This window comes from Micromonospora sp. IBHARD004, from assembly GCF_052814115.1.
Genome location: NZ_CP199934.1, coordinates 1,362,724 through 1,388,620, shown reverse-complemented (window position 1 = coordinate 1,388,620; position 25,897 = coordinate 1,362,724). Strand labels below are relative to the sequence as shown.

Genomic DNA, 25,897 nt, shown 5'->3' with positions numbered 1-25,897 from the left:
ATACCTAATTAAGGGACCTGGACCTGCCCGATGGTTCCCCGGTCTGCCCGCCGGTCACCACGTGTCGGCCGCTAGTGCGCCCGGCCGAAGACGACCGCATCCGCGGCAACGGCGACGTTGTCCTCCAGGACATGCATGGCCAGCAACCCCGCGCTACGAGCTGGATGTTCAACTCCCATCGGAGTACCGCGACAAACACTCACTCATCGGCTACTTGAGTGCGCCCACGGCCGGTCAGGTGTCACCGAATGTAACCAGCAGGGCTGAGCAACCAAGACCGACGCCTTGACCGGTGGCCGCCCGTCGACGAGCTGGTCTACGAGCCGGGAAGGGCGCCGCAGTGGGACGCCAACGCGGGCGGCTACACCGACCCCGAGTCGGGCCGGCTGCTGCCGACGTGGGATGACGCCCTGGACCTGGTCGACGCCGACCCCGACGCGCAACCCGTGCACGTCGTCCGCTTCGGCAGCCAGGTCGATGCCAAGGGCGTGCTCGCCGGCAGCAAGGACGCGGACCGGTGCGTCGGCTACATCACCAAGTACCTGACCAAGCAGGCCGCCGACTGCCACCAGGTCACCACCGGCCGCCAGCGGACGCACCTGGAACGGCTCTGGCAAGAGCTGCGGCACACGCCCTGTTCGGAGCGGTGCGCCAACTGGCTGCTCTACGGCATCCAACCCAAGAAGGCCCGGCCGGGACTGCGGCCGGGCAACTGCCAGAACAAGGTCCACAAGCGGGAAACCCTCGGCATCGGCGGCCGACGCGTCCTCATCTCCCGCCAGTGGTCCGGCAAGACCCTCGCAGACCACCGCGCCGACCGGAAGGAATGGGTCAAGGCCCTCCTCGGGGTCACCACCGACCACGCCACCGCCCGGCCCGGCGGCGAGCAGCGGCACGCCTGGGAACTCGCCAAGCCCACCGACCCCGACGTGCCACCCCTCGGCCACCGGGTCCTGCGAGCGATCTCCGAACGCATCCAATGGCGAGCGCAACTCGACGCCGCCAAACGCGCCGTCGACCCGCCCGATGTTTCGGCAATCAGCTCGGCTCAGTCGGCAGTTCAGGAAGGAAAGGGAGCATGACCGAGAGGAAGAGCGTTCGTCCGGCTGAGGCAGCCGAGCTCTTGGGCGTGTGTCGGGACACCGTCTACGTGCTGATGCGATCAGGCCGGCTCCGGTCGATCAAGGCTGGCCGGGCTCGGCTCATTCCGTTGGCCGCGATTGATGACCTCCTTTCGGCAACCGAGGAGTTCGCGGCATGACCGGCCGGCGTCGCCGCTCTCATGGTGAGGGTTCGGTGTACGGTCTGCGGCGCGGCGAGCTGCTCGGGCTGCGCTGGAGTGATGTGGATCTCGCAGCTGGCACTCTCACCGTTCGGCAAACCGTGCTCCGCGCTGGCGGGCAGCTCCACTTCGCGGAACCGAAGACGGAACGGTCGCGGCGTACCGTTCCGGTTCCCGAACAGACCATGGGGCTCGTCCGCGCTCATCGGCGCCGGCAGGCTGCGGAACGGCTGCAGGCGGGCGAGCGCTGGCAGGACTTCGGCCTGATCTTCGCCTCCACGATCGGCACGCCTATGGAGCCGCGCAACGTCGACCGCGCCTGGCATGCGACACGAGCGCGTGCAGGCCTGCCCTGGCTGCGGCTGCACGATCTCAGACACGCTTGCGCCACGTTCCTTCTCGCGTCGGGCGCATCCCCCCGCACGGTGATGAAGACCCTCGGCCACAGCCAGATCACATTGACGATGAACACGTACGCACACGTCTTGGCCGAGGTCGAGCGGGCGGCCATGGACGCGACCGCCGACCGGCTCGTCGGTTGAGCTTGGCTGTACCGATGGCTGTACCGCTGAAAACCGCGAAGGCCCAGGCACAGCCGACATGGGCTGTGACCTGGGCCTTCAGTGGTGCGCCGCCAGGGACTCGAACCCCGAACCCGCGGATTAAGAGTCGGCGAGGGTTCGTGCCGGACGGTGACGCGTGATGATCGCCGGGGCCGTTTTGGCTGCTCAGCCGGTGTCGGCCATGTCGGCCGGTGTCGGCCCCGCCGTGACCACTCCGGCGCGTCCGTGCTCACCTCGTGACCACATCGGTGACCTACTCCCCCGGCTCGATGCCGGCGGCTCTGCAGATCTGGCGGACCCGCTCGCGGGTATAGCCGGTGGTCTTCACGATCTCGCTCTGCCGTACGCCGCTCTTCGCTGCGGCGACGATCGCAGCGGCCAGCCGGGGGCGTACGGCGTCCAGCGCGGCGACTGCCTGCCGGTATTCGCTGGCGATCTTCTCAAGCTCATCCATGCGGGCAGTGTGCCACAACCCGCATGGCCAAACAATGCGGCCAACACACTTGACGTATCCCAACGATCTATGCCAACGTACTTGGCATAACTGAAGCGGCCCCCGGCGGCGTAGCGAGCGCCAACCGGAGGCCTTGATCGACTGACTAGGAGTCGACCCGTGGAAATCATCGCACCTACCCACGTTCTCCCGCCCTGCCCCGTCTGGTGCCGCCGTGACCACTCCGGCGAGCAGGTCGAGGTCGACGGCTTCCTGCTCGGCACCGTGCACGACCAGGTGCTCGCCGAGCTGCCGGCCGGCGACCCGGCCACCTACCGCGACCCGGCCACCGCCACCGTGCTGGTCGAGCGCAGCGACGAGGACGGCGCGGTCATCAGCCCGGCCCGCGTGGTCCTGACGGTCGCCGAGGGCCCGGAGGGCGCCTACGTCGGCGGTGAGGGCGTCCAGGGCTGGACGGGCAGCGTCGAGCAGGCTCGCGCCCTGGCCGCCGCGCTGCTGGCCGCCGCCGAGCTGGTCGAGGGCGGTGCGCGATGAGTCCTCTCGCCAACCTGCTGCTGGCCGTGCTCGGCCTGCCCGTCGTCGTCGGCGGCGTCGGCCTGGTCGCCCGGCACCTGGTCTACCGGCACGCCGAGCAGTACGGCCCGGTGATCCGGTCCGCCGGTCGCGACCTGCCGACCCGCGCTGAGGCTGCCCGTCCGAAGGAGCTGACCCGATGACCGCGATCTCCGAGCACGGGCGGGCGCTCGACCTGGCCAATGCCGTGCAGCGCATGGCCGTCCGCTACGGCGAGGCCATCCAGGACTACGCCAACGCGTCGACCAGCCGCACCCACGCCGACGAGCGGGCGCGGCTCCTGCGGGCGTCGCACCGCCGTTTCCGCGCCATCCAGCGGCTCACCCGCGCTCTCGCCGACCTGACCGGAGGTACCCGGTGAACCTGACCACCATCACCAGCCGCGCCGCTGCCGCCCTCGTGGCGGCGGTGGCCGGCAGCGCGTCCTACGTCCACATCCGAGACGTCGCCACGAACGCCGGCGAGCACCCCGGCGTCGCCGCCGTCCTGCCCCTGGCCATCGACGGTCTGATCCTGGTCGCCACCCTGGCGATGCTCGACGACAAGCGGCACCAGCGGCGCCCGCGGCTGTCCGCACGGGTGGCGCTGGTGTTCGGCATCCTCGCCACCCTCGCCGCCAACGTGGCCTCGGCCGAGGCGACCGTCACGGCCCGACTGGTCGCCGCCGTGCCGGCGGTGTCCTTCCTCCTGGCCGTCGAGGTGCTCGCCCGGTCGGGGAAGCCGCTGCCGGTCGACGAGGTGGCCGGCGAACTTATCACCAGTGATAGGTCGCCGGAGCCGGAGCCGGTCGACCCGTGGCAGTACGCCGAGCCGGTGACGCCACCGACGACTTCGGCAGGTGCCGAAGTTGACGCCAAGCCGGCCGCCAAGCGGACACGTCCCCGGTCGCTCACCAGCGCGCAAAAGGTGGCCCGCGCTGCCGCCAAGCTGCCCGCCGGCACGGTGGCGCAGATCGCCGCCAAAGCCGGCGTGAGTGAGTCCACCGCCCGCCGCTATCTGCCGTCACCAACCGGCCCGGTAGCTGCGGAAACCCGCATCAACGGCACGTCACTGGCGGTGGCGACCAATGGCTGACTCCGACTGCACCCTGTGCCCGGAGCTGCTCGTGCGGCTCGCCGGTGTTGCCGGCGGGCTGCGCGCCCTGGCCGCCCTCATCGACAAGGAACTGACCGAGGAAACCACCATGTCCCGCCGCGAGCTGCTCGACGTGGCCGCCGTGCGGGTGTCCAACCTCGCCGACCAGGCGCAAGGGGGTTACTGACATGACCGTCATCCCGTTCGACGAGTACGACGACGAGCGGCACATCATCGAGGCCGACAAGGTGGGCGGCGCCGTCGACCCGGCCGACCGGAAGGCCACCTTCGCCGACGTCGTGTCGCACACCGACGCCCGCCGCCCGATCCTGCCGGCCGTGCTGCGCAACCCGGAGGGCCGGCGCGCCCTGGTGCGCTGGTCGGCCGGCTACGGCGGCCACACCGCCCTGTACCACCTCACCCGCACCCCGAAGTACGCCGCCAAGGTCGCCGCCTACGCACCTCGAGGTGCCTGGCGCGCCAGCGCCAGCGTGATCTGGTGGGCGGTCGGCGGCCGGGACAACTTCCATCTGCGGCAGGAAGCGGCCAGCAAGAACGACCCGCACACCTGGCAGCAGCTCGACCGCCGCCGCGAGAAGGCGTCTGCCGCCCGCTGGTGGGTGGTCGGGGCCGGCCTGGTGCTGCTGCTCGCGCTCGTCACCGCCGGCGTGGTGGCCGACATGCCGCCGGTCGGGTGGTACGCCGCCGTCGTCGGCCTGGTGCTGCTCGCCGCGCACTACGGGCGGCCCGCCGACCGGCCGATCGTTGACCGGGTGGTCACCCGGCAGGCGTTCACCAAGCTCACCGGGGAGATGGTCCGCGGCGCGGTCGTCGCCCTCGGCATCGGCGTGAAGGAGCCGGGGCAGATCACCTTCCCGCCGCCGGGCATCCACAAGCAGGGGCCCGGCTGGATGGCCCGTTTCGACCTGCCCGGCGCGATCGTCGCCACCGCCGTCCTCGAGAAGCGCGACAACCTCGCCGGCGCGCTGCGTCTGCCCGTCGACCAGGTGTGGCCGGAGGTCGGCCCGGACCACCCGGGGCAGGTCGACCTGTGGGTGGGCTTCCAGCCGTCGAGCAAGATGGGCCAGCCGCGCTGGATCCTCGCGGCGCCCACCGCCCGCACCAGCGTCTTCGAGCCGCAGCCGTTCGGCACCGACGCCCGGCAGCGGCCCGTGTCCATCACCCTGTTCGAGTCCAACGCGCTGATCGGCGGCCAGCCGGGCTCCGGCAAGTCCTACGCCGCCCGCACCCTGGCCACCATCGCCGCGCTCGACTCGACGTGTGAGCTGAAGATCGCCGAATTCAAGGGCACCGGTGACTTCCTGGACATGGCCGACCTGTGCAGCACGTACGCGTGCGGCGTCGACGACGAGGCCCTGCAGACGGGGCGGGACGTCATCGCGTGGGCGCTGGCCGAGTGCGAGCGGCGCGGCGCCCGGGTCAAGCGGGCCCGGGAGCGCGGCGACGCCCCGCTCGGGAAGGTGACGCCGGAGCTGGCCGCCAAGCGCGGCAGCGGACTGCACCCGGTGTTCATCCTGCTCGACGAGGTGCACGAGCTCTTCCTCGCCTACCCGGACGCCGCGGACATGGCGGAGCGGGTCGCCAAGCGGGGCCGGGCACTGGGGATCATCCTGGTGATGGCGACGCAGATCGCCGACCGGGACAGCGTGCCGCCGAACATCACCCGCTGCGTCACGATCCGGTGGTGCCTGTCCGTGGGGGGCCAGGTCGAGAACGACATGATCTTGGGTACCGGGGCGTACAAGCGGGGCCTGACGGCCACTGTGTACCGGCCGCGGGTGGATGCCGGCTGGGGCGTCCTGACGGGGTTGGAGAAGCCGGGCAGCGTCCGGTCGTTCTTCCCTGACCACAAGGCCACCGCGGCGATCCTCGCCCGTGCGGCCCAGCTGCGCGGCCAGGTCGTCGGCGACCAGGACGACGTCGAGCGGGTGCAGGCGCGGGACATGCTCGCCGACGCCCGAGCGGTGCTGCGGCCGGGTGAGGCTGGCGTGCCGTGGGCGGTGCTGGCCGAGCGGCTGGCCGAGCAGTGGCCGGAGATGTACGCCGGCGTGACCGCCGAGATGGTGCGGGAGTCGCTGTACCGGTACGGCGTCGAGAGCCAGGACGTGAAGGTCGGCCGGAAGAACATCAAGGGCGCCCGCCGCACGGCGCTCGACGAGGCGCAGCAACGCCGAGAGATCGCCGCCGAGTAGGTCGCGGGGCTGGTCGCGGCACGCCCCACGGTCGCGGAAGTGCGACCAGGGTGGTCGCGGCCAGCCACCAGCGGAAACGACAGATTCACCCCTGGTCGCGGCACCCCCGCCGCGGCCCCGAAAACCGCCCCTAGGGAGGCATCGTGAGAGGCACCCTCACCGCGACCGGCATGATCCTCGCCGTGCTGCTCTGGTACGCCGGATCGTGCATCCTCCGGCCGTTCCGCGACTGCTGGCTGTGCGACGGCCGCGGCCACCACCGCAGCACCCGCAAGGGCCGGCGGTCCCGGCTGTCCCGGCCGTGCCGCTGGTGCAACCACAGCGGCAAGCGGCTGCGCATCGGCCGGCGACTGTGGAACCGCGCCCGGCGCGTCCAGCGCGAGGCGTAACCCGATCAAAGCGTGACAACGGCCCCCGGCATCACGCTGGGGGCCGTTGTCACGCTCAGTATCGGTTACAGACGGTCAATCTTGGGCGAGTCACCACCAGATTTCACCCTGAGTGACCCACTCCACGGCGCTTCCCACTACGTAACGTGACGCCAAACGTGCGGGGAGAGAAAGCCTGACGGCTGGCGGGGGTCCGGGCCACCCCCCGGTCTGGATTTTTTCCGGCCCACCACGACCCTGAGTGACTGCCCGCCACGTACCCTGAGTGACCGCCCGCCGCTGGGGGCGCTACTGAGCGTCACCCTCGATGGGGTTACCCAGGGTGATGAGGGCTATCGGCCCGGTGCGTCTGCGCAGCGTGGATCAGGGCGGCAGAAAGGTTGGCCGCTCCCCGCGCTTCGTCCCCGGCTTGCTGCACGGCGGTGGATCCGTACACCGGGCCTCGGGTGACGTTGACGCTGCTCGCACCGGGCCGACGCCCTGGTCAGTTGCCGAACAGGGCGCGCTGCTCGTCGGCGGTGAGCTGCGACTCGGCGAGGCGGCGCTGGTGCTCCTCCTCCTGGCGCAGCAGCTCGGCCTCGGCGGTGACGTCCTGCTGGGCGTACCGCTCGGCCTGGCTGGGCCCGTACAGGGCACGGTCGAGTTCGTCCACCAGCGGTGTCGCCGACGCGGCGTAGGACGGCCGGAGGGTGCTGGCGAGCACTGTGCGGCCGGTGTCGTCCTTGGCCCACACCTGGCCCGGGGCGGGGTCCTGCTGGACGGAGAGCACCGGGTACAGCGACCGGATGGTGGCTTCTACCTGGCTCGGTGTGTCCGGGTTGGCGGACGCGGTGATCTGGCGTCGCTCGACCGCGAGGGCCTGACGCCAGTACGCGGCGCGGGCGGCCGGGTAGCGGCCGGTGCGGGCGCCCCACGCGGCCAGGTCCTCACCGGGCAGCAGCTGCTCGTCAGACATTGGCGGGTACCTCCTCGATGAGGCCTGACTGGAGAAGGTGCTCGACCTGGTCGGCGGGTGCGTCGATGGGCAGCAGGCTGTCTCGGTAGAGGGTGACGACGCAGTGGCCGCTGCGGACGTGGCTGGCGAGCATGCCGGCCAGGGCGTCGGTCTTCACCTGCACGCACGCTCCGGTGATGCGGTACCGCTTCGGGGTGGTGGTGGGCATGTCAGGTCCTCCCGACGAAGCGGACCTTGCTGCCGGAGGCCGCGGTGGTGGTGGCGATGCCGATGAGGGTGCCGGCGGCGGACGCGGCGGCGATCGACGTGGTGGCCGGGTCGACGGTGCCGGACGCGCCGGTTTGCACGCCGCCGGTGGCGGTGACGGTGCCGGTCCCGACGGTGAGCTCGTGCTCGATGTTGACCAGCGGCCAGACGCTGACGCGGGCGCCGCTGGCGGCGTCGTGGGCGGCGACACCGACCACGGTGCCGACGGCGGCGCCGGATGGGGCGACGGTGCCGACACCGGAGGCGGATACCACCTGCCCGCCGGTGATCGTCGCGGATGCGGTCTTGGTGAACGGGCTGATGCCGTTCACGTAGACCGGTGTGTAGTCGGCCATCCTTGCTCCTCCCAGGTGATGAGCCATGAGCGGCGGCCCACCCGGGTCGCCGGCAGGCGTCCAGTCGCACAACGCTTCTGGGTCGCCCGGATCGTGAGGCCGAGCCGCCGGGCGGCGGTGGCCGTGTCGATCAGCTCTGATCGTGGGGCAGGGAGGCGTCGCGGGTCGACTGTGGTTCGCGTAGCCGAATCGTCGGCGCGTTCGGCGTACGCGGCTGCATCCAGCTCGGCGAACGCCTGCCGCATCTCGGCGGGCAGATCGACGCCGTTACGCCGCAAACCTGCTCGCCGTAGCACCGCGCCCAACGCCAGCAGCGCCAGCTCGGCGGTACGCGGCGAGATGTCGCTCACGGCTGCACTCCCAGCCGGGCAGCGAGCACCCACCACTCTGGTGCGGTCAGCAGGATCTCACCGGGCCGGGCGGCGGTGACGGCCAGGACGGCGGCGACGTCGAGCAGCTGGTCGACGGTGAGCTGACCGAGCGCAGCCCGCGCGGCGGCGTACCCGGCTGGCGCGGTCGACTCGGCCACCGCCGCCAGGGCGACGTCGCGGGCGGCGGTCAGCGTCTCGGCCGTGACCGGCCCGGTCTGGGCGGTCAACTGGTGCCCCCGAAAAAACGGGCCGGCTTGGTACCACGGATCGAAGCGACGGGCACCCGGGGTCCGGACTTGTCCGGGGCTGGATTTTCGGCGGTGCCCGTACCCCTCGGGCGGTCCTGTTCGGCCGTCAGCGGCCGGCTCAGCGGGTTGTAGCTGGTCACGGCTGCGGGTTAACGGGCCGGAGCTTCGCCGCTATGGCTTCGATCAGCTCGTCGGCGTGGGCGTTGAGCCAGTTGGTGATGGCCCGTTCTGCGGCGTCCTCGATGGCCTGGGGCACGGTCACGTCGTGCTGGCTGAGCCAGAAGTCGAACGCGTCGGCCACGCCGGCTCGGGTCTGGTCGGGGCTGCTCATCGGGCGGTCACCTTCATCGCGTTGTAGGTGGGGCACCAGTCGTCATGGTGGACGCTGATGCAGTGCAGGTTGGGTCCGTGGTGGTCGGCCTGCAGGACTTGGTAGGCGTTGCAGGTGTCGCACCCGCCGGGGATGCGTGCGCCGTCCTGGGAGCGGAACAGCATCGAGACGGGGCTGGTGCGGCGCAGCTTCTTCCGGTTGCTCATGAGCAGGCTCCTTGGCACTTGCCGCTGCCGAGCCAGACTGGCCCGTTGCAGCGAGGGCAGCGGGTGGAGTCGGGGCGTTCCCCGTTCCCCACACCTAGGGGCGGGAACGCGGGAACGCTGTTCTCGGCGTCTGTTCCCCGTTCCCCGGGAACGTCCTGGGAACGGCGGGAACGCCATTCCTTGAGCGCAGCGGCGGCCCGGTCGCTGCGCCACCGCAGCCGCTCCTTGACGTCGCGGACGCTCGCCGGTGGCGGGTCGAGCTGGTCGAGCTCGGCCAGGTCGTCGAGGTTGATGCCGGCAGCGGCGGCGGCTTCGCCGAGCTGCGGCGTGGTGACCGTCCAGCGGATGCGCTCGGTGCTGCTGTCCAGCTTGAACAGGCCAGCGCTCGGCTCCTTGCCCTCGGCCGGGCAGTGACGGCGCAGCCCGCCGTGCCGGTCCTTGTTGATGCTCAGGAACGCGGACCCACCGCGGCCGGGGGTGAACTGCTCGTTGATGGTGACCCTGATGGACACGCCACCGACGGCCCGGCGCTTGGCCGCCGTGCCGGTCGGCCCGCTGGCTCGGCTCTCGGTGTTCTTCGGCAGGTGGTCGATGGCCAGCACAGCGGCCCCGGCCATCGCCAGCGGCTTGAGCACGGCGGCGTGCGCGAGGGTGAAGTCGTCCGGGCTGTTGCTGCTGAGTCCCATGAGCGGCAGCAGCTCGCCCACCGAGTCGACCACCGCGACGGCCGGGCGCCACTTCTTAGCGTCCTTGATGACCGCCATCAGGTGCGGCTTGTCCTCGGGCTCGACGTAGCGGAACAGGTCGGGGTCGCGCAGCGTCTCCTCGGGCACCTCCATGTCGAGGAACCGGGAGATGGTCGCCTGCGGCCCGTTGTGGTCGATGTCGACGAACAACACCTTCCGGCCGGCGATCAGTGCTTCGGCCGCGGCGGCCTGGGCGACGAGTGTCTTCCCGCTCTCCGGGTCACCGAAGATGAGGTTGACCTGCCCGGCGTAGAAGATCGCGTTCCCGTCGTCCCGGCGTAGCAGTACCGGCGCGGGCGGGTCCGGCAGACCGCCGTCGAGCAGCGCGGCGACGTCGAGGTAGAGGGCGTTCCCGTGTTCCCCACCCCCTGTGTCGGGAACGGGGAACGCTTCCCGCACCGGGTCGATGAACCCGGCCTCGATGGCGCGGTCGACGATCATCGCGTCACTCATGCGGCCCACCTTCCGATCACGTCTCGCTCGGCGACGCCGAGGGTGGTGCCGTTCTCCGGCGAGCTGTAGGGCTCGGGGCGGGCCTGCCCGATGGTGCGGATCAGCCAGCGGATCACGTCGCGGCGGTCGTACGGCTTGACGCCGATGGCGCGGGTGATCTCTTCGGCGATGGCCCGCTCAGCGGCGGCGTAGCCGTCCGCGTAGCCCTCGGCGTACTGGTGCCGGCCTTCCCACTCGGCCTGTTCGTGCCAGGCGGGAGGGAGACGCGTAGGATGACTACCGGTCTCGCCGACCTGCTTGACGCCCGTTCCGGATCCAGCCCCGGGGCGGGCGTTTTCCATGGTGGTCATCTCAGGCGGCCACCTGGTCCTGGTCCTCGCCCAGCTCGCGGAGCAGGTCGGCTCGCGCAACCCGGTAGCGGTTCCCGAGCCGAAGCACGCGGACCGGGAACTCCCCCCGCTTGGCCAACTCGTACGCGAGGGTCCGACCCATCCCGAAGGCTTCGCCTGCCGTCACGATGTCGACGCTGACCGGCAGGGCCAGCAGCTCCTCGCGCGTCATGCCGGATTGTGTCTTCACGTCACACTCCCTAACGGTTCTGCGTGGTGACGACACAAGAGTGATGCGCCGTGTTGCCAAATGTCAAGTCGACGCCCTACTGTGCCGTCATGACACAACCGAACTGGTCCGGTCACTTGGTCCGGTCGATCGCTGGCGAGATCAAGCGATGGCGGACGGCGCGCGACATGAGTGCGCAGCAGCTGGCCGACGCGTGCGCCAAGCTGGGGCACCCGATCCCCCGGTCAGTCCTGGCCAACATCGAGAGTGGGCGCCGCGAGGCGATCAGCGTTCCCGAGCTGCTGGTGCTCGCCCGGGCCCTGCGCGTGACCCCGCTTCGCCTGCTGGTGCCGCTCGGTCATGAGGAGATGGTCGACATCGCGCCGGGCGTCCGAACGCCCACGACCTGGGCGCTCTACTGGCTCCGTGGCGACTCGGCGTCACCAACGAACGACGAGCCGGGTGACGCGACGGTCCACGACTTTGTGGCGCACGACCAGGAGCTGTCGCGGTGGAGCTGGGCGGCCGACCTCGCCGCGAGCATCCGCGCAGGTGAGATGGAAGGCACCGACCAGGAGGTCGAGCGCTACGAGGCAGACGCCGAACGCGCCAGGATGAACCTGCAGACGATCCGCCGCGCGATGCGCAGTCGGGGTGAGTTGCCGCCGCCGACTCCACCGAACCTGCGCCTCGACGAGGGGCGGCCGTCATGAAGGGCAGCGTCTTCAAGCGGTGCCCCTGCGGCGTGACCGGCGGCGGCGGGAAGCGCCCGCCGGCCTGCAAGAAGGACCACGGCACCTGGTACTACGTCGCCGACCTCGACCCGGGCCGCGACGGGAAGCGGCGCCAGGAACGCCGCGGCGGGTACCGCGACCGCGGCGAGGCCGAGCAGGCACTGGCCGCCGTCATCAAGGGCGTGGCGGATGGCTCGTACGCCCACGACGAGCGGAAGACCGTCGGGGCGTTCCTCGACGAGTGGCTGGACGCCAAGCTGGCCGGGGGGCTGCGGGTCACGACGGCCCGGTCGTACCGGCAGCACATCGCGGACTACCTGAAGCCGCACCTAGGCAAGGTCCGGCTGCGGGACCTCCGGCCGGGGCATGTCTCGGCGATGCTGCGGAAGGTCGGCGAGGGTCGGCCGGGGCCGGCGACGGTGCGGCGGGTGCACGCAACGCTGCGCTCGGCGCTGACCAGCGCGGTACGCCAGCAGCTGCTCGCCTTCAACGTGGCCGCCAACGTCGAGCTGCCGGCGGCGCCGCGGCCGAAGGTGCGGCCGTGGGAGCCGGCCGAGCTGGGCAAGTTCCTCGACCACGCAGTCAGCGACGTACGCCTCGGCGGTCTGTACGAAGTGATCGCCGCGACCGGGCTGCGCCGGGGCGAGGCGGCGGGGCTGCGGTGGGATGACATCGACCTGTCCGTCGGCGTGCTGACCGTCCGCCAGCAGCTCGTACAGGTGAACCTCCCCGACGACCAACTCCCCGCGTGCCCGTACTGCCCGGAGCGCCACCGGGGCGTGATGTTCGGCCCAGTGAAGACGGCCAGCGGCGATGCGCGGCGGGTGGAGCTCGACACCACGACGGTCGGGGTGCTGCTCGCCCACCAGATGCACCAGCAGACCGAGCGTGACGAGTGGGGCGTCGCGTACGTCGACCACGGCCTGGTCTTCGCCAAGGAGGACGGCAACCCGCTCGCCCTGGACGCGGTGACCAAGCGGTTCGCCGAGCTGGTGAAGGCGGCCGGCGTCCGGCAGGTCCGGCTGCACGACCTGCGGCACGGGGCGGCGTCGCTACGCCTGGCGGCCGGGACCGACATCGCCATCGTGTCCAAGGTGCTCGGCCACTCGTCCGTCTCGATCACGTCCGACACCTACTCGCACCTCTTGGAAGGCGTCGGCCGGGCGGCTGCGGAGAAGGCGTCGGCGCTGGTGCCCAGAAACCGGCGTGACCAGTCGGTGACCAGTAACGCAAAAACCGCTGCTCCGGATCTCTCCGAAACAGCGGTTTCCGCTGGTCAACCAAGTGCGCCGCCAGGGACTCGAACCCCGAACCCGCGGATTAAGAGTCCGCTGCTCTGCCAGTTGAGCTAGCGGCGCTCGCCGGCAACGGAGAAGACATTAGCACGGCCTCCGACCGGGCTCCAATCCGATCCCCGGCTCCCCTCTTCGGTCGAGCTTAAGGCGCAAACCATGACAACCTGCCCGGGACGCCGATCGAGGGGGCCGAGGTGACGGCGTTCATGGGGCACGATGTCCGCCAGGCACGCGAGAACAGAGGTGGGGATGGGCAGGTTCGCGCGGAGCGGGGCGATGGTGGGCGTCCTGGTCCTCACGGCGTCGCTGGCACTGACCGGGTGCGGCGACGACCAGAAGAAGCCGGCGTTCGTCAGCGGCGGCCAGCCGGCCAGCGTCTCGGCGGCCGAGGGGACGGCGAGCGGCGAGCCCTCGCCGCAACCGGCTGCCGCGGCGCTCAAGGTCAGTCCGGCCGACGGGGCGGACGGCCGGCCGGTCAGCACCGAGATCAGCGCCAAGATCCCGGGCGGCGGGAAGGTGTCGAAGGTCGTGCTCACCGCCGCGAACGGCGCGACGGTCGAGGGTCGGCTGCGCCGCGACGGCTCGTCGTGGGTGCCGTCCACCCCGCTGAGGTACGCCACCCGGTACACCGCGACCGTCTCCGGCACCGGTACGGACGGCCAGACCCACGCGGGCACCAGCACCTTCACCACGATGGCCAAGCCGAAGTCGATGATCGGCTCCGGGCTGTACATGTTCGACGGCAAGACCTACGGGGTCGGCATGCCGGTGGTGGCCGAGTTCTCCCCGGGCATCCCGAAGAAGGACCGCGCGGCTGTGCAGAAGCGGATGTTCGTCCGCACCGACCCGCCGCAGCCGGGCGCGTGGCACTGGCTCTACAACGGCACCCAGGCGTACTACCGGGCGCCGGAGTACTGGAAGCCGGGTACCACGATCTCCGTACGGCTGGCCCTGGCCGGCATCCCGCTGAGCAACGGCCGCTACGGCAACGTCGACCGGACCGCGACGGCCAAGATCGGCCGCGCCTTCGAGATGAAGGTCGACAACGCCACCAAGAAGATGAGCGTGTACCAGAACGGCGCGCTGATCCGCACCGTGCCGGTGAGCCTCGGCAAGAAGAGCACCCCCTCCTCCAGCGGCACCATGGTGGTGATGGAGAAGAAGGAGTCGACGGTCTTCGACACCCGGGACGAGCCGGACCCGGACAACCAGTACGTCACGAAGATCGACTTCGCCCAGCGGATCACCTGGGGTGGCGAGTACATCCACGCCGCTCCCTGGTCCGAAGGGGTGCAGGGCCGGGCGAACGTCTCGCACGGCTGCGTGAACGTCTCCATGGCGGACGGCAAGTGGCTCTTCGACCGGACCCTGGTCGGTGACCCGATCACGGTCCGCGGCACGAGCCGGAAGCTGGTGCCGGGCAACGGCTGGACCGCGTGGAGCATGAGCTGGTCGGAGTTCGTCGCGGGGAGCGCGCTCCCGGTGCCGGAGGGCGGTGCGGGCCCGGCCTTCTGAGCAGCGGACCGTCGCCCGGCAGATCCGTCGGGCAACGGGCCGTGACGATGAAAGCGCGTGCCGCCGTCGATGGAGACGTGCCTCACTCGCGAAGCGCTGTAGCTTACCAAATCGGTACATCATGGTCGGGATGTTCCGGTTCACTTGCGGGAACGGGTACCCGTATTCCTGCGTCAGTAGGGGACGATGGCACCCGGGGACCACGACTGTGAGGGAATCATGCGAGCTAGCCAGGACGAGCTGATCGGGCGCGGGGCCGCCCGGCGCGGCGGGCGACGCCGCGGGTTCGCGGCGGTGGTGCTCGCCGCCGCCATGGCCCTGACCTCCGCCTGCACGGGCGACGGCGGCGGCGACGGCAAGCCGTCGAGCTGGCAGGGCGGCGGGGAGAGCCAGCCGAAGGCCGCGGCCACCATCACCGAGCCCCAGGCCGACACCGCCGACGTGCCGGCCTCCACCGCCATCACCTTCACCACGAAGGACGCCCAGGAGACCACCGTCGAGCTCACGGACTCGGCCGGCAAGGCCGTCGAGGGCGAGCTCTCCGCCGACGGGAAGAGCTGGCTCCCCGACGGCGCCCTGGAGTACGGCGAGAAGTACACCGCGACGGTGACCGCGACCGGTGACGACGGCAAGCCGGCGACCGCAACCAGCACCTTCACCACCATGGCCCGGCCGGCCAAGCAGATCCGGGTGAGCAGTTTCCTCGGTGACAACCAGGTGGTCGGCGTGGCGATGCCGATGATCATCCGGTTCAGCCGGGCCATCCCCGAGGACTACCGGGACGACGTCCAGCGCCGGATGACGGTGACCGCGAAGCCCGCCCAGGAGGGCGTCTGGCACTGGGCCAGCCCCACCGAGGTCCGCTACCGGCCGAAGACCTTCTGGAAGGCCAACACCACGGTGTCGTACCGGGTGCAGGCTGGTGGCCTGCCCCTGGGCGACGGCTGGTACGGCCGCTCGGATCTCACCGTGGACGTCAAGATCGGCCCGTCGTTCGTGATGACCGTCGACAATCGCACCAAGCGGATGACGGTCACGAAGGACGGCAAGGTGGTCAAGACGATCCTGGTCAGCCTGGGCAAGAAGACCACCCCGTCGTCCAGCGGCACCATGGTGGTGATCGAGAAGCTCCGCAAGACGGTCTTCGACACCATGGAGGAGCTGGGGCCCGAGGATGGCTACCGCACGAAGATCGACTTCGCCCAGCGGCTGACCTGGGGCGGCGAGTTCATCCACGCGGCACCCTGGTCCGAGGGGCAGCAGGGCTCGGTGAACGTCTCGCACGGCTGCGTGAACGTCTCGATGGCCGACGGCGCCTGGCTGTTCGCCAACACCCGGATCGGCGACCCGATCACGGTGAAGGGCACCGAGCGGCAACTCCAGAACGGCAACGGCTGGACCGACTGGAACCTGAGCTGGGACGAGTACATCAAGGGCAGCGCCCTCCCGTACGAGCCGCCGGCGCAGCCGGGCGACGAGGCCAGCGCCGAGCCCGGCACCGGGGACGACCCGAGCACCGAGCCGACGCCCTGACCGAGCGCCCCTGACCGAGCAGCCCTGGTCGAGCACGCCCGGACCGGGCACGGAGCAACCGGAGCCCCCTCCCCCGCCGGAGGGGGCTCCGCCGTCTCCGGGACCGGGGCACGACGGAGGGGCGGAACGACGGAAGCCCCCTCCCGAGGGAGGGGGCTTCCGGATCCGGGTGACTGATGGGAATTGAACCCACGACAACCGGGACCACAACCCGGTGCTCTGCCAACTGAGCTACAGCCACCATGCTCTCCGCGCCGGTCGACCCGGGCGGGGCGCGAACTAATAATAGCCACACCCCTGCCGGCCGCGTCCACCGGGTTCCGGCCCGTCCGCCGGAACCGCCCCGCCGCCCGCACCGGGCAACCGGACCGCCGGACGCGGACCGGTCAGAGCTGGGCCGCGATGGCCTTGGCGCTCTCCACGTCGGGCCCCGGCAGCGGTACGAAGATCGTCCGCCGGTAGTACTCCAGCTCGCGGATGCTCTCCCGGATGTCGGCGAGGGCCCGGTGGGCCAGCCCCTTCTGCGGCTGCCCGAAGTACACCCGCGGGTACCAGCGCCGGCAGAGCTCCTTGATCGAGGAGACGTCGATCATGCGGTAGTGCAGGTGGGCGTCGAGGCGTGGCATGTCCCGGGCGATGAAGCCCCGGTCGGTGGCGATCGAGTTGCCGCAGAGCGGAGCGTTGCGCGGGTCCTTCACGTGCGTGGTGACGTAGTCGAGCACCATGTCCTCGGCCTCGGCCAGGGTGACCGTCGAGCGCCGGACCTCCTCGGTCAGCCCGGACTTGTCGTGCATGGTGCGGACGATCTCGGGCATCCCCTCCAGCGCCGCCTCGTCGGCGTGGATGACCACGTCCACACCCTCACCCAGCACGTTGAGGTCGGGGTCGGTGACGAGCGCGGCGACCTCGATCAGCGCGTCGCGCCCGAGGTCCAACCCGGTCATCTCACAGTCGATCCAGACGAGAAGATCAGCCACCGGACCAGACTACGCGCAGCCCGCCTGCCCGCGCCTCGGCACCGTGGCCGGAACGGACCGCTAGGGTTTTCCCGTGCCAGCCGAACCCGTCGCACCGCCCGCCGTCACCGAGGACGACCCGGGCGGTCGCACGGTCCGCCGGCTCGTCACGGTGGTCGCGCTCGCCGCGATGCTGCCGGCGCTGTACCTGCCGGGGTTGGTGCACGACTTCTTCGACCTGAAGATCTACATGCGGGCGATGGACTGGTGGGCGGCCGGCCATCCGCTCTACGACTACGTCCAGCCGGACCGGGTGCAGGGCGCGCTCTACTTCACCTACCCGCCGTTGAGCGCGTTGCTGCTGCGGCCGTTCGCGCTGCTGCCGCTCGGCGCGACGGTGGCGATCTTCACGATCCTCACCGGGATCGGCGTGGTGGTGACGACGCGCTGGCTGGTGCTGCCGGTCGTGGAGCGGCACCACCTGCCGCGGCTGTTCAGCCTCACGGTCGCCGTCCTGCTGGTCTTCGCCGTGGAGAGCACCCGGGAGACGATCACCTTCGGTCAGATCAACATGCTGCTGGTGGTGCTGATCCTGGCCGACCTGCTGTTCGCCGTACCGCAGGGGCGGCGCTGGGCCGGTGTGGGCGTGGGGCTGGCGACGGCGCTGAAGCTCTTCCCGGGCATCTTCATCCTCTACCTGCTGGCCACCCGGCGCTGGCGGGCGGCGGTGGTGGCCGCCGCGACCGCGGCGCTGGCCACCCTGCTGGCGGCGGCGGTCGCGCCGGCCGACTCGTGGCGGTTCTGGACCCACGAGCTCTGGGCGACCGACCGGGTGGGGCGCACCGACTACACCGGCAACCAGTCGCTCTTCGGCCTACTCAGCCGGATCACCGCGCCGGAGAAGCCGAGCCAGCTGCCGTGGCTGCTGCTGGTCGTCGTGGTCACCGGGTACGGGCTGTGGCGGGCCGCCCGCGCCGCCCGGGCCGGTGACGCGCTCGCCGGCCTCACCCTGACCGGACTGGTCGGCGGACTGGTCAGCCCGATCACCTGGACCCACCACCTGTACTGGTTCATCCCGGCGGTGGTGGTGCTGGTCGGTGCCGCGCTGGACACCGACCGGGGCACGGCCGAGGGGGTCCGGCAGCGCCGCTGGCTGCTCACCCTGGCGGTCGGCACCGCGTTCGTGATCATCTACGGGGTGGTGTCCTTCCAGGACTGGGGCGTCGCCCCGGCCCGGACCGACAACGTCGGCGAACTCGTCGCGCGCAACGCGTATGTGCTGCTCAGCCTGCTGTTGTTGGTGGTGCTGCCGGCTCGGCCCACGCGTCGGTCCGCCGCATCGCCAGCTGCACCCTGAAACTTGCACCAAATGGACAGACACCCCGACCGGCCGTGTTCGGCGTTAATCTGGTCCCAACTACCTCAAGTTTCTCCCAGGTAGCACCGATCCCCCGGTGACGGTGGCCCTCCGCGTCGGCAGCGCGGAGGGCCACTCGTCGTTCCGGCGGCCCTCAGCCGTCGGCGCCAGGGGACTTGGCTGATGCCGGCCGGCCCGGGCGGTCCATTGGGACCGGGCGGGCCGTCTGCTCGGCCGTGGCGGGCGGCCAGGACCAGGTCGTCGTCATGCCCGGACTCGCCGGCGAGTCGGCGAGGGTCTCCGGCCGGTGGGCGGGGACCGGGCCGATCGCGGCCCGGGAGCGCCCGGCGTGGGCCGGGCCGACCGAGACCAGTTGCCGGTCGGCCAACGGCGGGCGCCCCTCGGCGGTCTTCTGCTCGCCGAGGCCGCTGAGCGAGGTCACGCCGAGCCGGCCGGCGAGCACCGGGACCTGGTCCGGCTCGACCACGAAGACCACCTCGCGCGGGCGGACCGGGCGCAGCAGCAGCACCACGGCCAGCACCACCAGCAGGATCCCGCCGGCGAGCAGCCCCCACGTCGCGCCCGGGAACCACCCCGCGCGCAGCTCGGCGCGCAGGTCCAGGGCGAGGTCGGCCCGGCCGTCGGGGCGCATCACCACCAGGCTCAGCGACCTCCCGGCCAGCTCGCCGGGGGCCCACTCCAGCGCGCCGGTCCCCTCGCGTACCCAGAACTCCTGGTCGAGCGGGGCGGCGGCGACGGTGCCGGCGACGGCCGGTCCGGCCGGGTCGAGCCGGACCGGCAGCGGACCGCGGGCCAGCGCGACCCGGCGGACGGTGGCGTGCGGGACGGGGTCGAGCCAGCGCCGCACCTGGTCACTGGGCGCCAAGCCGAGGAAGGCCGGGCCGTCGGCGGTCCGGGCGGTCAGCCGGAGCCGGGCCTGCCCGGTCCGGGCGAACGGCGCCTCGGCGCGCAGTAGGCCGTCCACGTCGGTGACCACGATCGCCTGGCCCGGGGTGCGGGCCGTCTCGAGGCGGGCGGCGAAGCCACCGTCGGGCTCGGCGTGCCGGGCGACGGTCCAGAGGCCGCCGCCGGCCAGGAGCGCCGGAATCCCCATGGTCAACAGCAGCATGCCGGCGATCGTTCGCACGAATCGCATTCGCGTCGTCTCCCTCGGTAGCCAATTACCCGGCCGACCTTACCGATGCGAACCGCACGATCACCGGATATCCACGGCAAGCATCCCAAGGACCGCAGAAAGGTCGGTGGCCCGCCGGAAGATCCGACGGGCCACCACAACGACGCGCCTCAGGCCTTGGGCGTGGGCTCCCGCCGGGTCCGCAGGAAGGCCAGGCCACCCAGGATCAGGCCGGCAAGCCCGGCGACCAGACCGGCGATGCCGAGCGCGGTGCCGGCGCCGTCGGAGTCGTCGTCGGAGTCGTCGTCACCGGCCGGGGCGGCCGCGCCCGCGCTCCCGCTCGGCGCGGCGGACGGCGAGGCGGCGGTCAGGGTGAGCACCGGGGCCGGATTCTCCGGCTCCTCCCCGCCCGGCGTCGGCTCCTCGATCCAGCGGGAGACGTTGCCGTCCGAGTAGGTCTGGAGCACCTTGAACACCATCCGGTCGACCTGCGGCAGCGGCCCCATCGAGACCGGGAACTCCTGGAACTCGCCCGGCTTGACCCCGGCGTTCGCCGCGGCCGTCCAGGTCAGCTTCGACACCGCCTCGGTGAGCTGGCTGCCGTGCACCTCGATCGGCGGGTCGACCTTGCGCTTCTCCACCGCCACCGTCCAGCCCGGCACCGGCATGGTGGAGACCGAGCCGACCGGGGCGTTCTCCGGCAGCACCACCTCGACCTTCGTGGTCGAGGCGGTGTCACTCTCGTTCGGCACCCGGAACGCGAACCGACCGTAGCCGCCCTGGGTCGCCTCCTTCGGGTTGACCGTGACGTGCGCCGAGGCGGGCCCGGCGAGGCCGAACACGGCGGTGGCGACGGCGGTGAGCGCGAGCGCGGCGGCGGTTACGGGACGCCGGAGACGGATCATGTGTCTGAGAGCCTTCCGTTACTTGATCGGCACGGTGGCGGTCACCGTGGCCTGGTCGATCTCGGTCGTGCGAACGGTGATGCGGAGCTGCCACTCCCCCGCGGCCGGGAGGTTGATCTCCCCGGTCGTGTGGTTGTCGGTCAGCGGCAGCAGCGGGATCTCGATCGGCTCGATCCCCGCTGACGGCAGGGCGGCGGTCGCCTTCCACTCCTGCACCGGCTGCGGCCGGTTGTCCTTCGTGTACGCGTAGAGGTGCATGGAGTTGTTGCCCCGCTCGGCCGGGTCCAGCTCCACCTGGACCGAGGCGACCGGGCTGGACAGGGTGGTGGAGAAGTAGCCGGTGGGCGTACCGGCCACGTCGGTTGCGGCGGTCCGGGCCGGGGTGGTCTGCACCAGGGTCGCCGAGACGCCGAGCACCACCGCCGTGATCGCCAGCTCCACCCAGATCACCCGGCGCATCCGCCCCGGACGCTGCGCCGCGGTCCGCCGCCGCACCAGCGACCGGGAGTACGCCGCCACCCCGACCACCAGCGCGAACAGCACGATCTTGGCGAGCAGCAGCCGCCCGTACGTGGTGTCGACCAGGGCCTTCGGGGTGGCCACCTCGATCAACCCCTGCACGGTGCCGGCGAGCAGCAGCGCCGCCACGGCGAGGGCCGCCCAGCGGGACCAGATCGGCAGGATCGCCCCCAGCTCGCGTTCGTCGGCCCGGGGCAGCAGGAAGACCGCGAGCATCACCAGGCCGCCCAGCCAGACCGCCATGCTGCCCAGGTGCACCGCGTCCACCACCACGGAGACGGCCGGCGCGGGCGAGGCGGCCGGGTGGCCGGCCAGCGGCCAGGTGAACAGCGCCGCCCCGCCGAGGACGGCCAGGATGATGCCGTCGGTCCGGCCGACCGGCCCGGCGAAGAGCGGCCGGAGCAGGAACGCCGCCGCGGCGAGCAGCCCCAGCCGGACCAGGTGGGCGGCGCCGAAGGCGCTGCCCAGCACGTCGCCCAGCCCCGAACCGGTCACGTCGAACAGGCCGCCACCGGCCGTGTACGGCACCTGCAACCACAGGTCGGCGACGGTGGCCAGGACCAGCAGGCCCAGCCCCGCCCAGGCCAGCCGGGCCGGTCCGCGCCGGGGCAGCCGACGCGGCCAGAGCGCGGCCAGCACCAGCGCCGGGCCGACCAGCAGCAGCAGTCCGGCGTAGCCGAGGTACTTCGCCACCTTCACGGCGGTCCCCACCACCGGGTCGGCGCGGTTGTCCGAGCCGGTGTCGACGGGCGGTGGCGACGGCGCGCCCACCGAGTAGGTGAACGCGCCGGAGACCGGGTGGCTGTCGGCGGAGATCACCCGGTAGCTCACCAGGTAGGTGCCCCGGGCGGCGGAGGGGTCGACCGGGATCGTCACCACCGCGCCGGAGAACGACGGCTCACCCCGGTCGGCCCGGGAGCCGTCCGGCGCGATGACCCGGATCTTGCCGGGCACCTTGCGGACCCCCTCGCTGAAGGTCAGCGCCACCTCGGCGGGCCCGCTCGGCACCACCGCCGAGGCCGCCGGGCTGGTGCTGACCAGCACGGCGTGGGCGCTCGCCGGGGTGGCCGGGGCGAGCAGCAGGGCGACGAGGGCGACCAGCAGGCCGGCGGCGGCACCCACCCGGGCGGCCCATCGACGGTCGGCGACGGCCACGGGCCGGCGGCGTACGGCAGCAGTCATGACCATCATGCTCGCCGACCGGGCCCGTGCGCGGCGACCCGGCCTCACCCGCGCCCCGGCGCGAGCGAGGTGGGCAGCCGGCGCGGCGGCTCCCCGCTGACCCGACCCAACGCCCAGAGCAGGCCCGCCTGCACCACGGCGGCCAGGTGGCCCAGCTCGTGCACCAGCGCCGTGCTCGACCGGGCGATGTCCACCGCGCTGGTGCCGGCCAGGCAGACCGCCAGCACCAGCGCCACCGGCAAGAACGCCCGGGCCCGCTCCGGCCGCCAGGCGGCCAGCGCGAACCCGACCGCGAGGGCCGCGTCGAAGGAGGCCATCTCCCGGCTGGTGTGCGGGTCGGCCTCGACCCCGAAGCCGGCGAGCAGCATCGGCAGCGCGATGGCGAGCTGCGCCACCGCCGCCACCGCCACGGCCACCCGCAGCACCTGGCGCCGGGCCCGCACGGTGGCGGCGACGTCGTCCCGCGCCGCGGCCCGGTCCGCGGCGACCGCGGCCAGCACGGGGGCGGTCAGATCGGGTACGTCGACCGCCTGGAGCCGGGTGAGCCGGGTCACCCGTTCGGCCCGGGCCAGCCAGGAGCGGCACCCGGGGCAGGCGTCGGTGTGCGCCTCCAGCGCCGCCGCCGGCGCCTGCGGGTCCTCGCCGTCCAGCCGCGCCGACAGCGCCACGCGTACGTCGTCGCAGTTCATGAGGAGGTAGTCGGGGGTGGGCCCGGAAAAGTTCCCGACGTGGGCCGGACCATAGAAAGGGCCGAAGGGCCCTGCCCCACCCAGGTACGCCGCGTAACCTCGTCTGTCGTGATCCCCGCCCCGCGCGACACCACCGCCGGCCGCCACGAGGCGGGCCGCGAGGCCGCGCGGGACGGTGCGACGCAGTGGGCGCTGGCCGCCCGGGACGGCGACCCGGTCGCGCAGGCCGCCTTCGTCCGGGCCACCCAGGTCGAGGTGTGGCGGTTCGCCGCCGCGCTGGTCGACGCGGACAGCGCCGACGACCTGACCCAGGAGACGTACCTGCGGGCCTTCCGCGCGCTGCCCGGGTTCGAGGGCCGCTCCAGCGTGCGTACCTGGCTGCTGGGCATCGCCCGCCGGGCCTGCGCCGACCACCTGCGCACCGTGGTGCGCCGGCGCCGGCTCGACGAACGGCTCGCCGCGCACGCCCACACCGACCGGCCGTACCCCGACCCCACCGGGCACCTCGGCGCCACCGACCTGGTCCGTCGGCTCCCCGCCGACAGGCGCGAGGCGTTCGTGCTCACCCAGCTGCTCGGCCTGTCGTACGCCGAGGCCGCCGCCGTGGAGGGGGTGCCGGTGGGCACCATCCGTTCCCGCGTCGCCCGGGCCCGCTGCGACCTGGTCGAAGCCGTCGGCGACGCGCTCGCCGGATGACGCGGAACTTTCCACGGATCCGGGACGACAAATGACCGTGACCGCACCGAGCACCCGGGCCGCCCGCTGGCCCACCGTCCGACCCTGGCTCGGCACCGCCGCCCGACTCGGGCTGGCCGCCGTCTGGCTGATCGCCGGCGGCGCGAAGGTCGGCGACCTGGCCGCCTCCGGCCGGGCCGTCAACGCCTACCAGGTCATGCCGTACGACGCGGCGACCGTGATCGGCGCCGCACTGCCCTTCGTGGAGCTGGCGCTCGGCGTACTGCTGCTGATCGGGCTGGCCACCCGACTGGCCGCCGGAATCTCCGCGGCACTGCTGGTGATCTTCATCACCGGCATCGCCTCGGCCTGGAGCCGGGGCCTGGCCATCGACTGCGGGTGCTTCGGCAGCGGCGGCCAGCTCGCCGTCGGGCGGGCCCCGAGCTACCTCCCGGAGATCCTCCGGGACCTGGGATTCCTGGCGCTGGCCGGATTCCTGCTGATCTGGCCCCGCACCCCGTTCTCCGTGGACGGCTGGCTGGCGGGCGATGCACCCGTGGAGGGCGAGGATGAGTAGTCGCAAGGGGCGGAAGAACGCCGCCCAGGTGGTCCGCGCGCAGCTCGCCAGGGAAAAGCGGCGCACGCGCACCATCTGGACCTCGGTCGGCGCCGTGGTGGTGCTGGTGATCGCCGGGCTGATCGGCTGGTCCGTCTACTCCAGCCAGAAGTCGAAGACCTTCACCGCCCCACCCGGCGCCAACGCCGGCGGCACCGGCATCGTCGCCGGCGCCGGTCCCGTCACCATCGACCTGTACGAGGACTACCTCTGCCCGGTCTGCAAGCAGTTCCAGCAGGTCAACGGTGCGACCATCGACCAGTTGATCAGGGAGGACAAGGTGCGGGTGGTCTTCCACCCGGTGGCCTTCCTGAACCGCTTCTCCACCACGGAGTACTCCACCCGGGCCTCGGCCGCCTCCGGCTGCGCCGCCAAGGGCGGGAAGTTCAAGGAGTTCACCGACGCGCTCTTCGCCAGGCAGCCGGCCGAGGGCAGCGCCGGGCTCAGCAACGACGAGCTGATCGACATCGGCGCGGGCGTCGGGCTGAACCGCGACGACTTCGGCTCCTGCGTGAAGGACGGCACGTACAAGCCGTGGACCGAGCACGTCACCGACGAGGCGAGCAAGGCCGGGGTCACCGGCACTCCGACCATCAAGGTCAACGGCAAGGACGTCGAGGACCGCTCCCCGGCGGGGATCACCGCGGCGGTGGCGGCGGCCGGCAAGTGATCCTCGTACCGCTGCGGCGGGCGGGGGTGGTCGTCACCGCCGCGCTCGCCGTGCTCCTCGCCCTGGCCGCGCCGGCCGCCGCGCACGGCGCGGACGCCCCCGACGGCACGGACTACCGGGCCGAGGTCACCGCGCTCGCCCCCGCCCGGCCCGGGCTCACCGTCCGGGTCGTCGAGGCGGGCGCCCGGCTGGAACTGATCAACCGCACCGGGCGGGACGTCGAGGTGCTCGGCTACTCCGGCGAGCCGTACCTGCGGGTGGGACCGGGCGGGGTGTACGAGAACAGCCGCTCCCCGGCCACCTACCTCAACCGGACCATCGCCGGCGACACCAACCTCTCACCCGAGGCCGACCCGGCCGCCACCCCGGTCTGGCACCGGGTCGACCGGGGGCAGTCGGTGCGCTGGCACGACCAGCGGACGCTCTGGCTCGAATCGTCGCCGCCCGCGCAGGTGAGCGCCGACCCGGAACGCCCGCAGCGGGTCCGGGACTGGGTGGTCCCGCTGCGCGACGGCGACCAGACGGTCGAGATCCGCGGCACCCTGGACTGGGTGCCGCCGCCGGACGCGTACCCCTGGTGGGTGGCCGCCACCCTCGCCTTCCTCGGCATCGCGGCGGCCGGGCTCGCGCCGGCCGGCACCGCCACCGGAGTACGGGCGCTGCGCGGGGTGGGCGCCCTGCTCGCCCTCGGCGGGCTGGCCACGGTGACGTTCACCGTCGGCCGGGAGCTGGACGCCGGGGCCGACGGGCTCGGCGGGGTGCTGCTCGGCCTGGTCAACGGTCAGGTCTGGACGCTGCTCACCGGGCTCGGCGCCGTCGCCGCCGGCGGGTACGCGCTGGCCCGCCGGGAGGCCGCCGACTTCGCGCTCGCCCTCGCCGGGGCGTGCCTGACGATCTTCGCCGGCTTCGCCAACGTCGCCGTCCTCTCCCGCTCGGTGGCGCCGGTGGTGTGGCCGGCCACCGCGGCCCGGGTGCTCGTGGTGCTCATCCTCGCCACCGGCGCCGGCGCGCTCGGCGCCGGCCTCCTCCGCCTGCACGCCGCCGCCCGCCCGGCCCGCCGCCCGGTCCCCGCTCCCGTCCCCCGCTGACCCTCCCCGC

34 protein-coding genes, 2 tRNA genes and 1 pseudogene are annotated in these 25,897 nt (G+C 72.2%); 19 read left to right on the top strand and 18 right to left on the bottom strand.

The annotated features are described in order from the left end of the window. Positions 1–263 precede the first annotated feature (263 nt). Genes ACTWO6_RS06890 through ACTWO6_RS06880 form a run of 3 tightly spaced genes read left to right on the top strand, consistent with a single transcriptional unit; the run spans position 264 to position 1,824 of the window. Entirely contained in the window at positions 264–1,082 is an 819-nt protein-coding gene (locus ACTWO6_RS06890; RefSeq protein WP_446220578.1) for a replication initiator, read from the top strand. Beyond that, positions 1,079–1,261 (top strand): helix-turn-helix domain-containing protein, encoded by a 183-nt coding sequence (locus tag ACTWO6_RS06885; protein ID WP_446218823.1) that lies wholly within the window; start codon positions 1,079–1,081, stop codon positions 1,259–1,261. Before ACTWO6_RS06890 ends, ACTWO6_RS06885 begins: the two co-directional genes overlap by 4 nt. Continuing rightward, positions 1,258–1,824 (top strand): site-specific integrase, encoded by a 567-nt coding sequence (locus tag ACTWO6_RS06880; RefSeq protein WP_446218822.1) that lies wholly within the window; start codon positions 1,258–1,260, stop codon positions 1,822–1,824. The genes ACTWO6_RS06885 and ACTWO6_RS06880 overlap by 4 nt, the downstream gene beginning before the upstream one ends. Positions 1,825–2,098: 274 nt before the next feature. On the opposite strand, the gene ACTWO6_RS06875 is transcribed toward ACTWO6_RS06880, so the two are convergent. Next, positions 2,099–2,299, bottom strand: coding sequence for a hypothetical protein (locus ACTWO6_RS06875; RefSeq protein WP_446218821.1), 201 nt, complete (start codon positions 2,297–2,299; stop codon positions 2,099–2,101). A gap of 159 nt (positions 2,300–2,458) precedes the next feature. On the opposite strand from ACTWO6_RS06875, the gene ACTWO6_RS06870 reads away from it, so the two are divergent. The 7 genes from ACTWO6_RS06870 to ACTWO6_RS06840 all read left to right on the top strand — a co-directional run bounded on the left by ACTWO6_RS06870 (position 2,459) and on the right by ACTWO6_RS06840 (position 6,548). Then, the gene (locus ACTWO6_RS06870; RefSeq protein WP_446218820.1) at positions 2,459–2,833 is read left to right on the top strand and encodes a DUF6907 domain-containing protein; all 375 of its coding nucleotides are present in this window, start codon (positions 2,459–2,461) and stop codon (positions 2,831–2,833) included. Then, positions 2,830–3,015 carry a hypothetical protein gene (locus ACTWO6_RS06865; protein WP_446218819.1) on the top strand — a complete coding sequence of 62 codons (186 nt, stop codon included), beginning with the start codon at positions 2,830–2,832 and terminating at the stop codon, positions 3,013–3,015. The genes ACTWO6_RS06870 and ACTWO6_RS06865 overlap by 4 nt, the downstream gene beginning before the upstream one ends. Continuing rightward, positions 3,012–3,233 carry a hypothetical protein gene (locus ACTWO6_RS06860; protein WP_446218818.1) on the top strand — a complete coding sequence of 74 codons (222 nt, stop codon included), beginning with the start codon at positions 3,012–3,014 and terminating at the stop codon, positions 3,231–3,233. Before ACTWO6_RS06865 ends, ACTWO6_RS06860 begins: the two co-directional genes overlap by 4 nt. Then, complete coding sequence (locus tag ACTWO6_RS06855) at positions 3,230–3,946, top strand: DUF2637 domain-containing protein (protein WP_446218817.1); 717 nt, start codon at positions 3,230–3,232, stop codon at positions 3,944–3,946. The genes ACTWO6_RS06860 and ACTWO6_RS06855 overlap by 4 nt, the downstream gene beginning before the upstream one ends. Next, positions 3,939–4,133, top strand: a complete 195-nt coding sequence (locus ACTWO6_RS06850; protein ID WP_446218816.1) for a hypothetical protein — start codon at positions 3,939–3,941, stop codon at positions 4,131–4,133. Before ACTWO6_RS06855 ends, ACTWO6_RS06850 begins: the two co-directional genes overlap by 8 nt. Position 4,134: 1 nt before the next feature. Further along, the gene (locus ACTWO6_RS06845; protein ID WP_446218814.1) at positions 4,135–6,159 is read left to right on the top strand and encodes an FtsK/SpoIIIE domain-containing protein; all 2,025 of its coding nucleotides are present in this window, start codon (positions 4,135–4,137) and stop codon (positions 6,157–6,159) included. Between the two features lie 143 nt (positions 6,160–6,302). Then, positions 6,303–6,548, top strand: coding sequence for a hypothetical protein (locus tag ACTWO6_RS06840; protein WP_446218813.1), 246 nt, complete (start codon positions 6,303–6,305; stop codon positions 6,546–6,548). Positions 6,549–7,032: 484 nt separating this feature from the next. Here the strand turns inward: ACTWO6_RS06840 and ACTWO6_RS06835 are convergent, their stop codons facing one another. From ACTWO6_RS06835 to ACTWO6_RS06790, 10 genes are all read right to left on the bottom strand, one after another. Then, positions 7,033–7,503, bottom strand: coding sequence for a hypothetical protein (locus ACTWO6_RS06835; RefSeq protein WP_446218812.1), 471 nt, complete (start codon positions 7,501–7,503; stop codon positions 7,033–7,035). After that, entirely contained in the window at positions 7,496–7,711 is a 216-nt protein-coding gene (locus ACTWO6_RS06830; RefSeq protein ID WP_446218811.1) for a hypothetical protein, read from the bottom strand. The genes ACTWO6_RS06835 and ACTWO6_RS06830 overlap by 8 nt, the downstream gene beginning before the upstream one ends. A gap of 1 nt (position 7,712) precedes the next feature. Further along, a complete protein-coding gene (locus ACTWO6_RS06825; RefSeq protein ID WP_446218810.1) occupies positions 7,713–8,105 on the bottom strand; it encodes a hypothetical protein in 393 nt (130 codons plus the stop codon). After that, positions 8,078–8,455 carry a hypothetical protein gene (locus tag ACTWO6_RS06820; RefSeq protein WP_446218809.1) on the bottom strand — a complete coding sequence of 126 codons (378 nt, stop codon included), beginning with the start codon at positions 8,453–8,455 and terminating at the stop codon, positions 8,078–8,080. The genes ACTWO6_RS06825 and ACTWO6_RS06820 overlap by 28 nt, the downstream gene beginning before the upstream one ends. Next, positions 8,452–8,703, bottom strand: a complete 252-nt coding sequence (locus ACTWO6_RS06815) for a hypothetical protein (RefSeq protein WP_446218807.1) — start codon at positions 8,701–8,703, stop codon at positions 8,452–8,454. Before ACTWO6_RS06815 ends, ACTWO6_RS06820 begins: the two co-directional genes overlap by 4 nt. 157 nt (positions 8,704–8,860) lie before the next feature. After that, entirely contained in the window at positions 8,861–9,055 is a 195-nt protein-coding gene (locus ACTWO6_RS06810) for a hypothetical protein (RefSeq protein WP_446218805.1), read from the bottom strand. Further along, positions 9,052–9,261 carry a hypothetical protein gene (locus tag ACTWO6_RS06805; RefSeq protein WP_446218804.1) on the bottom strand — a complete coding sequence of 70 codons (210 nt, stop codon included), beginning with the start codon at positions 9,259–9,261 and terminating at the stop codon, positions 9,052–9,054. Before ACTWO6_RS06805 ends, ACTWO6_RS06810 begins: the two co-directional genes overlap by 4 nt. Next, positions 9,258–10,460 (bottom strand): hypothetical protein, encoded by a 1,203-nt coding sequence (locus ACTWO6_RS06800; protein WP_446218803.1) that lies wholly within the window; start codon positions 10,458–10,460, stop codon positions 9,258–9,260. Before ACTWO6_RS06800 ends, ACTWO6_RS06805 begins: the two co-directional genes overlap by 4 nt. Continuing rightward, complete coding sequence (locus tag ACTWO6_RS06795; RefSeq protein WP_446218802.1) at positions 10,457–10,810, bottom strand: hypothetical protein; 354 nt, start codon at positions 10,808–10,810, stop codon at positions 10,457–10,459. The genes ACTWO6_RS06800 and ACTWO6_RS06795 overlap by 4 nt, the downstream gene beginning before the upstream one ends. Position 10,811: 1 nt before the next feature. Then, complete coding sequence (locus ACTWO6_RS06790; protein WP_446218801.1) at positions 10,812–11,039, bottom strand: DNA-binding protein; 228 nt, start codon at positions 11,037–11,039, stop codon at positions 10,812–10,814. Positions 11,040–11,089: 50 nt separating this feature from the next. On the opposite strand from ACTWO6_RS06790, the gene ACTWO6_RS06785 reads away from it, so the two are divergent. Together ACTWO6_RS06785 and ACTWO6_RS06780 are read left to right on the top strand one after the other, a co-directional pair. Next, complete coding sequence (locus ACTWO6_RS06785; protein WP_446218800.1) at positions 11,090–11,731, top strand: helix-turn-helix domain-containing protein; 642 nt, start codon at positions 11,090–11,092, stop codon at positions 11,729–11,731. Further along, positions 11,728–12,840 (top strand): annotated as a pseudogene (locus tag ACTWO6_RS06780) (site-specific integrase); the annotation flags it as partial. The gene ACTWO6_RS06785 and the pseudogene ACTWO6_RS06780, both read left to right, overlap by 4 nt. A 197-nt stretch (positions 12,841–13,037) precedes the next feature. Here ACTWO6_RS06780 and ACTWO6_RS06775 read toward each other — a convergent pair. After that, a tRNA-Lys gene (locus ACTWO6_RS06775) sits at positions 13,038–13,110 on the bottom strand. Between the two features lie 186 nt (positions 13,111–13,296). Here ACTWO6_RS06775 and ACTWO6_RS06770 point away from each other — a divergent pair. Beyond that, complete coding sequence (locus ACTWO6_RS06770; protein WP_446218799.1) at positions 13,297–14,562, top strand: Ig-like domain-containing protein; 1,266 nt, start codon at positions 13,297–13,299, stop codon at positions 14,560–14,562. A gap of 219 nt (positions 14,563–14,781) precedes the next feature. Beyond that, positions 14,782–16,095, top strand: coding sequence for an Ig-like domain-containing protein (locus tag ACTWO6_RS06765; RefSeq protein ID WP_446218798.1), 1,314 nt, complete (start codon positions 14,782–14,784; stop codon positions 16,093–16,095). A 168-nt stretch (positions 16,096–16,263) separates the two neighbouring features. Here the strand turns inward: ACTWO6_RS06765 and ACTWO6_RS06760 are convergent. Together ACTWO6_RS06760 and orn are read right to left on the bottom strand one after the other, a co-directional pair. Then, positions 16,264–16,336: transfer RNA gene (locus ACTWO6_RS06760), tRNA-His, on the bottom strand. 145 nt (positions 16,337–16,481) lie between these two features. Next, positions 16,482–17,039 carry an oligoribonuclease gene (orn, locus tag ACTWO6_RS06755; RefSeq protein ID WP_446220577.1) on the bottom strand — a complete coding sequence of 186 codons (558 nt, stop codon included), beginning with the start codon at positions 17,037–17,039 and terminating at the stop codon, positions 16,482–16,484. 106 nt (positions 17,040–17,145) lie between these two features. Here orn and ACTWO6_RS06750 point away from each other — a divergent pair, with 106 nt between their 5' ends. After that, on the top strand, positions 17,146–18,408 hold the full coding sequence (locus tag ACTWO6_RS06750; protein ID WP_446218797.1) for a glycosyltransferase family 87 protein: 1,263 nt from the start codon (positions 17,146–17,148) through the stop codon (positions 18,406–18,408). A 154-nt stretch (positions 18,409–18,562) separates the two neighbouring features. On the opposite strand, the gene ACTWO6_RS06745 is transcribed toward ACTWO6_RS06750, so the two are convergent. From ACTWO6_RS06745 to ACTWO6_RS06730, 4 genes are all read right to left on the bottom strand, one after another. Further along, positions 18,563–19,564 (bottom strand): hypothetical protein, encoded by a 1,002-nt coding sequence (locus ACTWO6_RS06745; protein ID WP_446218796.1) that lies wholly within the window; start codon positions 19,562–19,564, stop codon positions 18,563–18,565. A 149-nt stretch (positions 19,565–19,713) separates the two neighbouring features. Continuing rightward, a complete protein-coding gene (locus tag ACTWO6_RS06740; RefSeq protein ID WP_446218795.1) occupies positions 19,714–20,448 on the bottom strand; it encodes a YcnI family copper-binding membrane protein in 735 nt (244 codons plus the stop codon). 18 nt (positions 20,449–20,466) lie between these two features. Then, positions 20,467–22,149 (bottom strand): copper resistance CopC/CopD family protein, encoded by a 1,683-nt coding sequence (locus ACTWO6_RS06735; protein ID WP_446218794.1) that lies wholly within the window; start codon positions 22,147–22,149, stop codon positions 20,467–20,469. 44 nt (positions 22,150–22,193) lie between these two features. After that, positions 22,194–22,838, bottom strand: a complete 645-nt coding sequence (locus tag ACTWO6_RS06730) for a zf-HC2 domain-containing protein (protein ID WP_446218793.1) — start codon at positions 22,836–22,838, stop codon at positions 22,194–22,196. A gap of 108 nt (positions 22,839–22,946) precedes the next feature. On the opposite strand from ACTWO6_RS06730, the gene ACTWO6_RS06725 reads away from it, so the two are divergent. Genes ACTWO6_RS06725 through ACTWO6_RS06710 form a run of 4 tightly spaced genes read left to right on the top strand, consistent with a single transcriptional unit; the run spans position 22,947 to position 25,887 of the window. Further along, the gene (locus tag ACTWO6_RS06725) at positions 22,947–23,534 is read left to right on the top strand and encodes a sigma-70 family RNA polymerase sigma factor (RefSeq protein ID WP_446218792.1); all 588 of its coding nucleotides are present in this window, start codon (positions 22,947–22,949) and stop codon (positions 23,532–23,534) included. A gap of 31 nt (positions 23,535–23,565) precedes the next feature. Continuing rightward, positions 23,566–24,090 carry a DoxX family protein gene (locus ACTWO6_RS06720; protein ID WP_446218791.1) on the top strand — a complete coding sequence of 175 codons (525 nt, stop codon included), beginning with the start codon at positions 23,566–23,568 and terminating at the stop codon, positions 24,088–24,090. Further along, the gene (locus ACTWO6_RS06715; RefSeq protein ID WP_446218790.1) at positions 24,083–24,799 is read left to right on the top strand and encodes a DsbA family protein; all 717 of its coding nucleotides are present in this window, start codon (positions 24,083–24,085) and stop codon (positions 24,797–24,799) included. The genes ACTWO6_RS06720 and ACTWO6_RS06715 overlap by 8 nt, the downstream gene beginning before the upstream one ends. Then, positions 24,796–25,887 carry a hypothetical protein gene (locus ACTWO6_RS06710; RefSeq protein WP_446218789.1) on the top strand — a complete coding sequence of 364 codons (1,092 nt, stop codon included), beginning with the start codon at positions 24,796–24,798 and terminating at the stop codon, positions 25,885–25,887. The genes ACTWO6_RS06715 and ACTWO6_RS06710 overlap by 4 nt, the downstream gene beginning before the upstream one ends. The last annotated feature ends 10 nt before the right edge of the window (positions 25,888–25,897 follow it).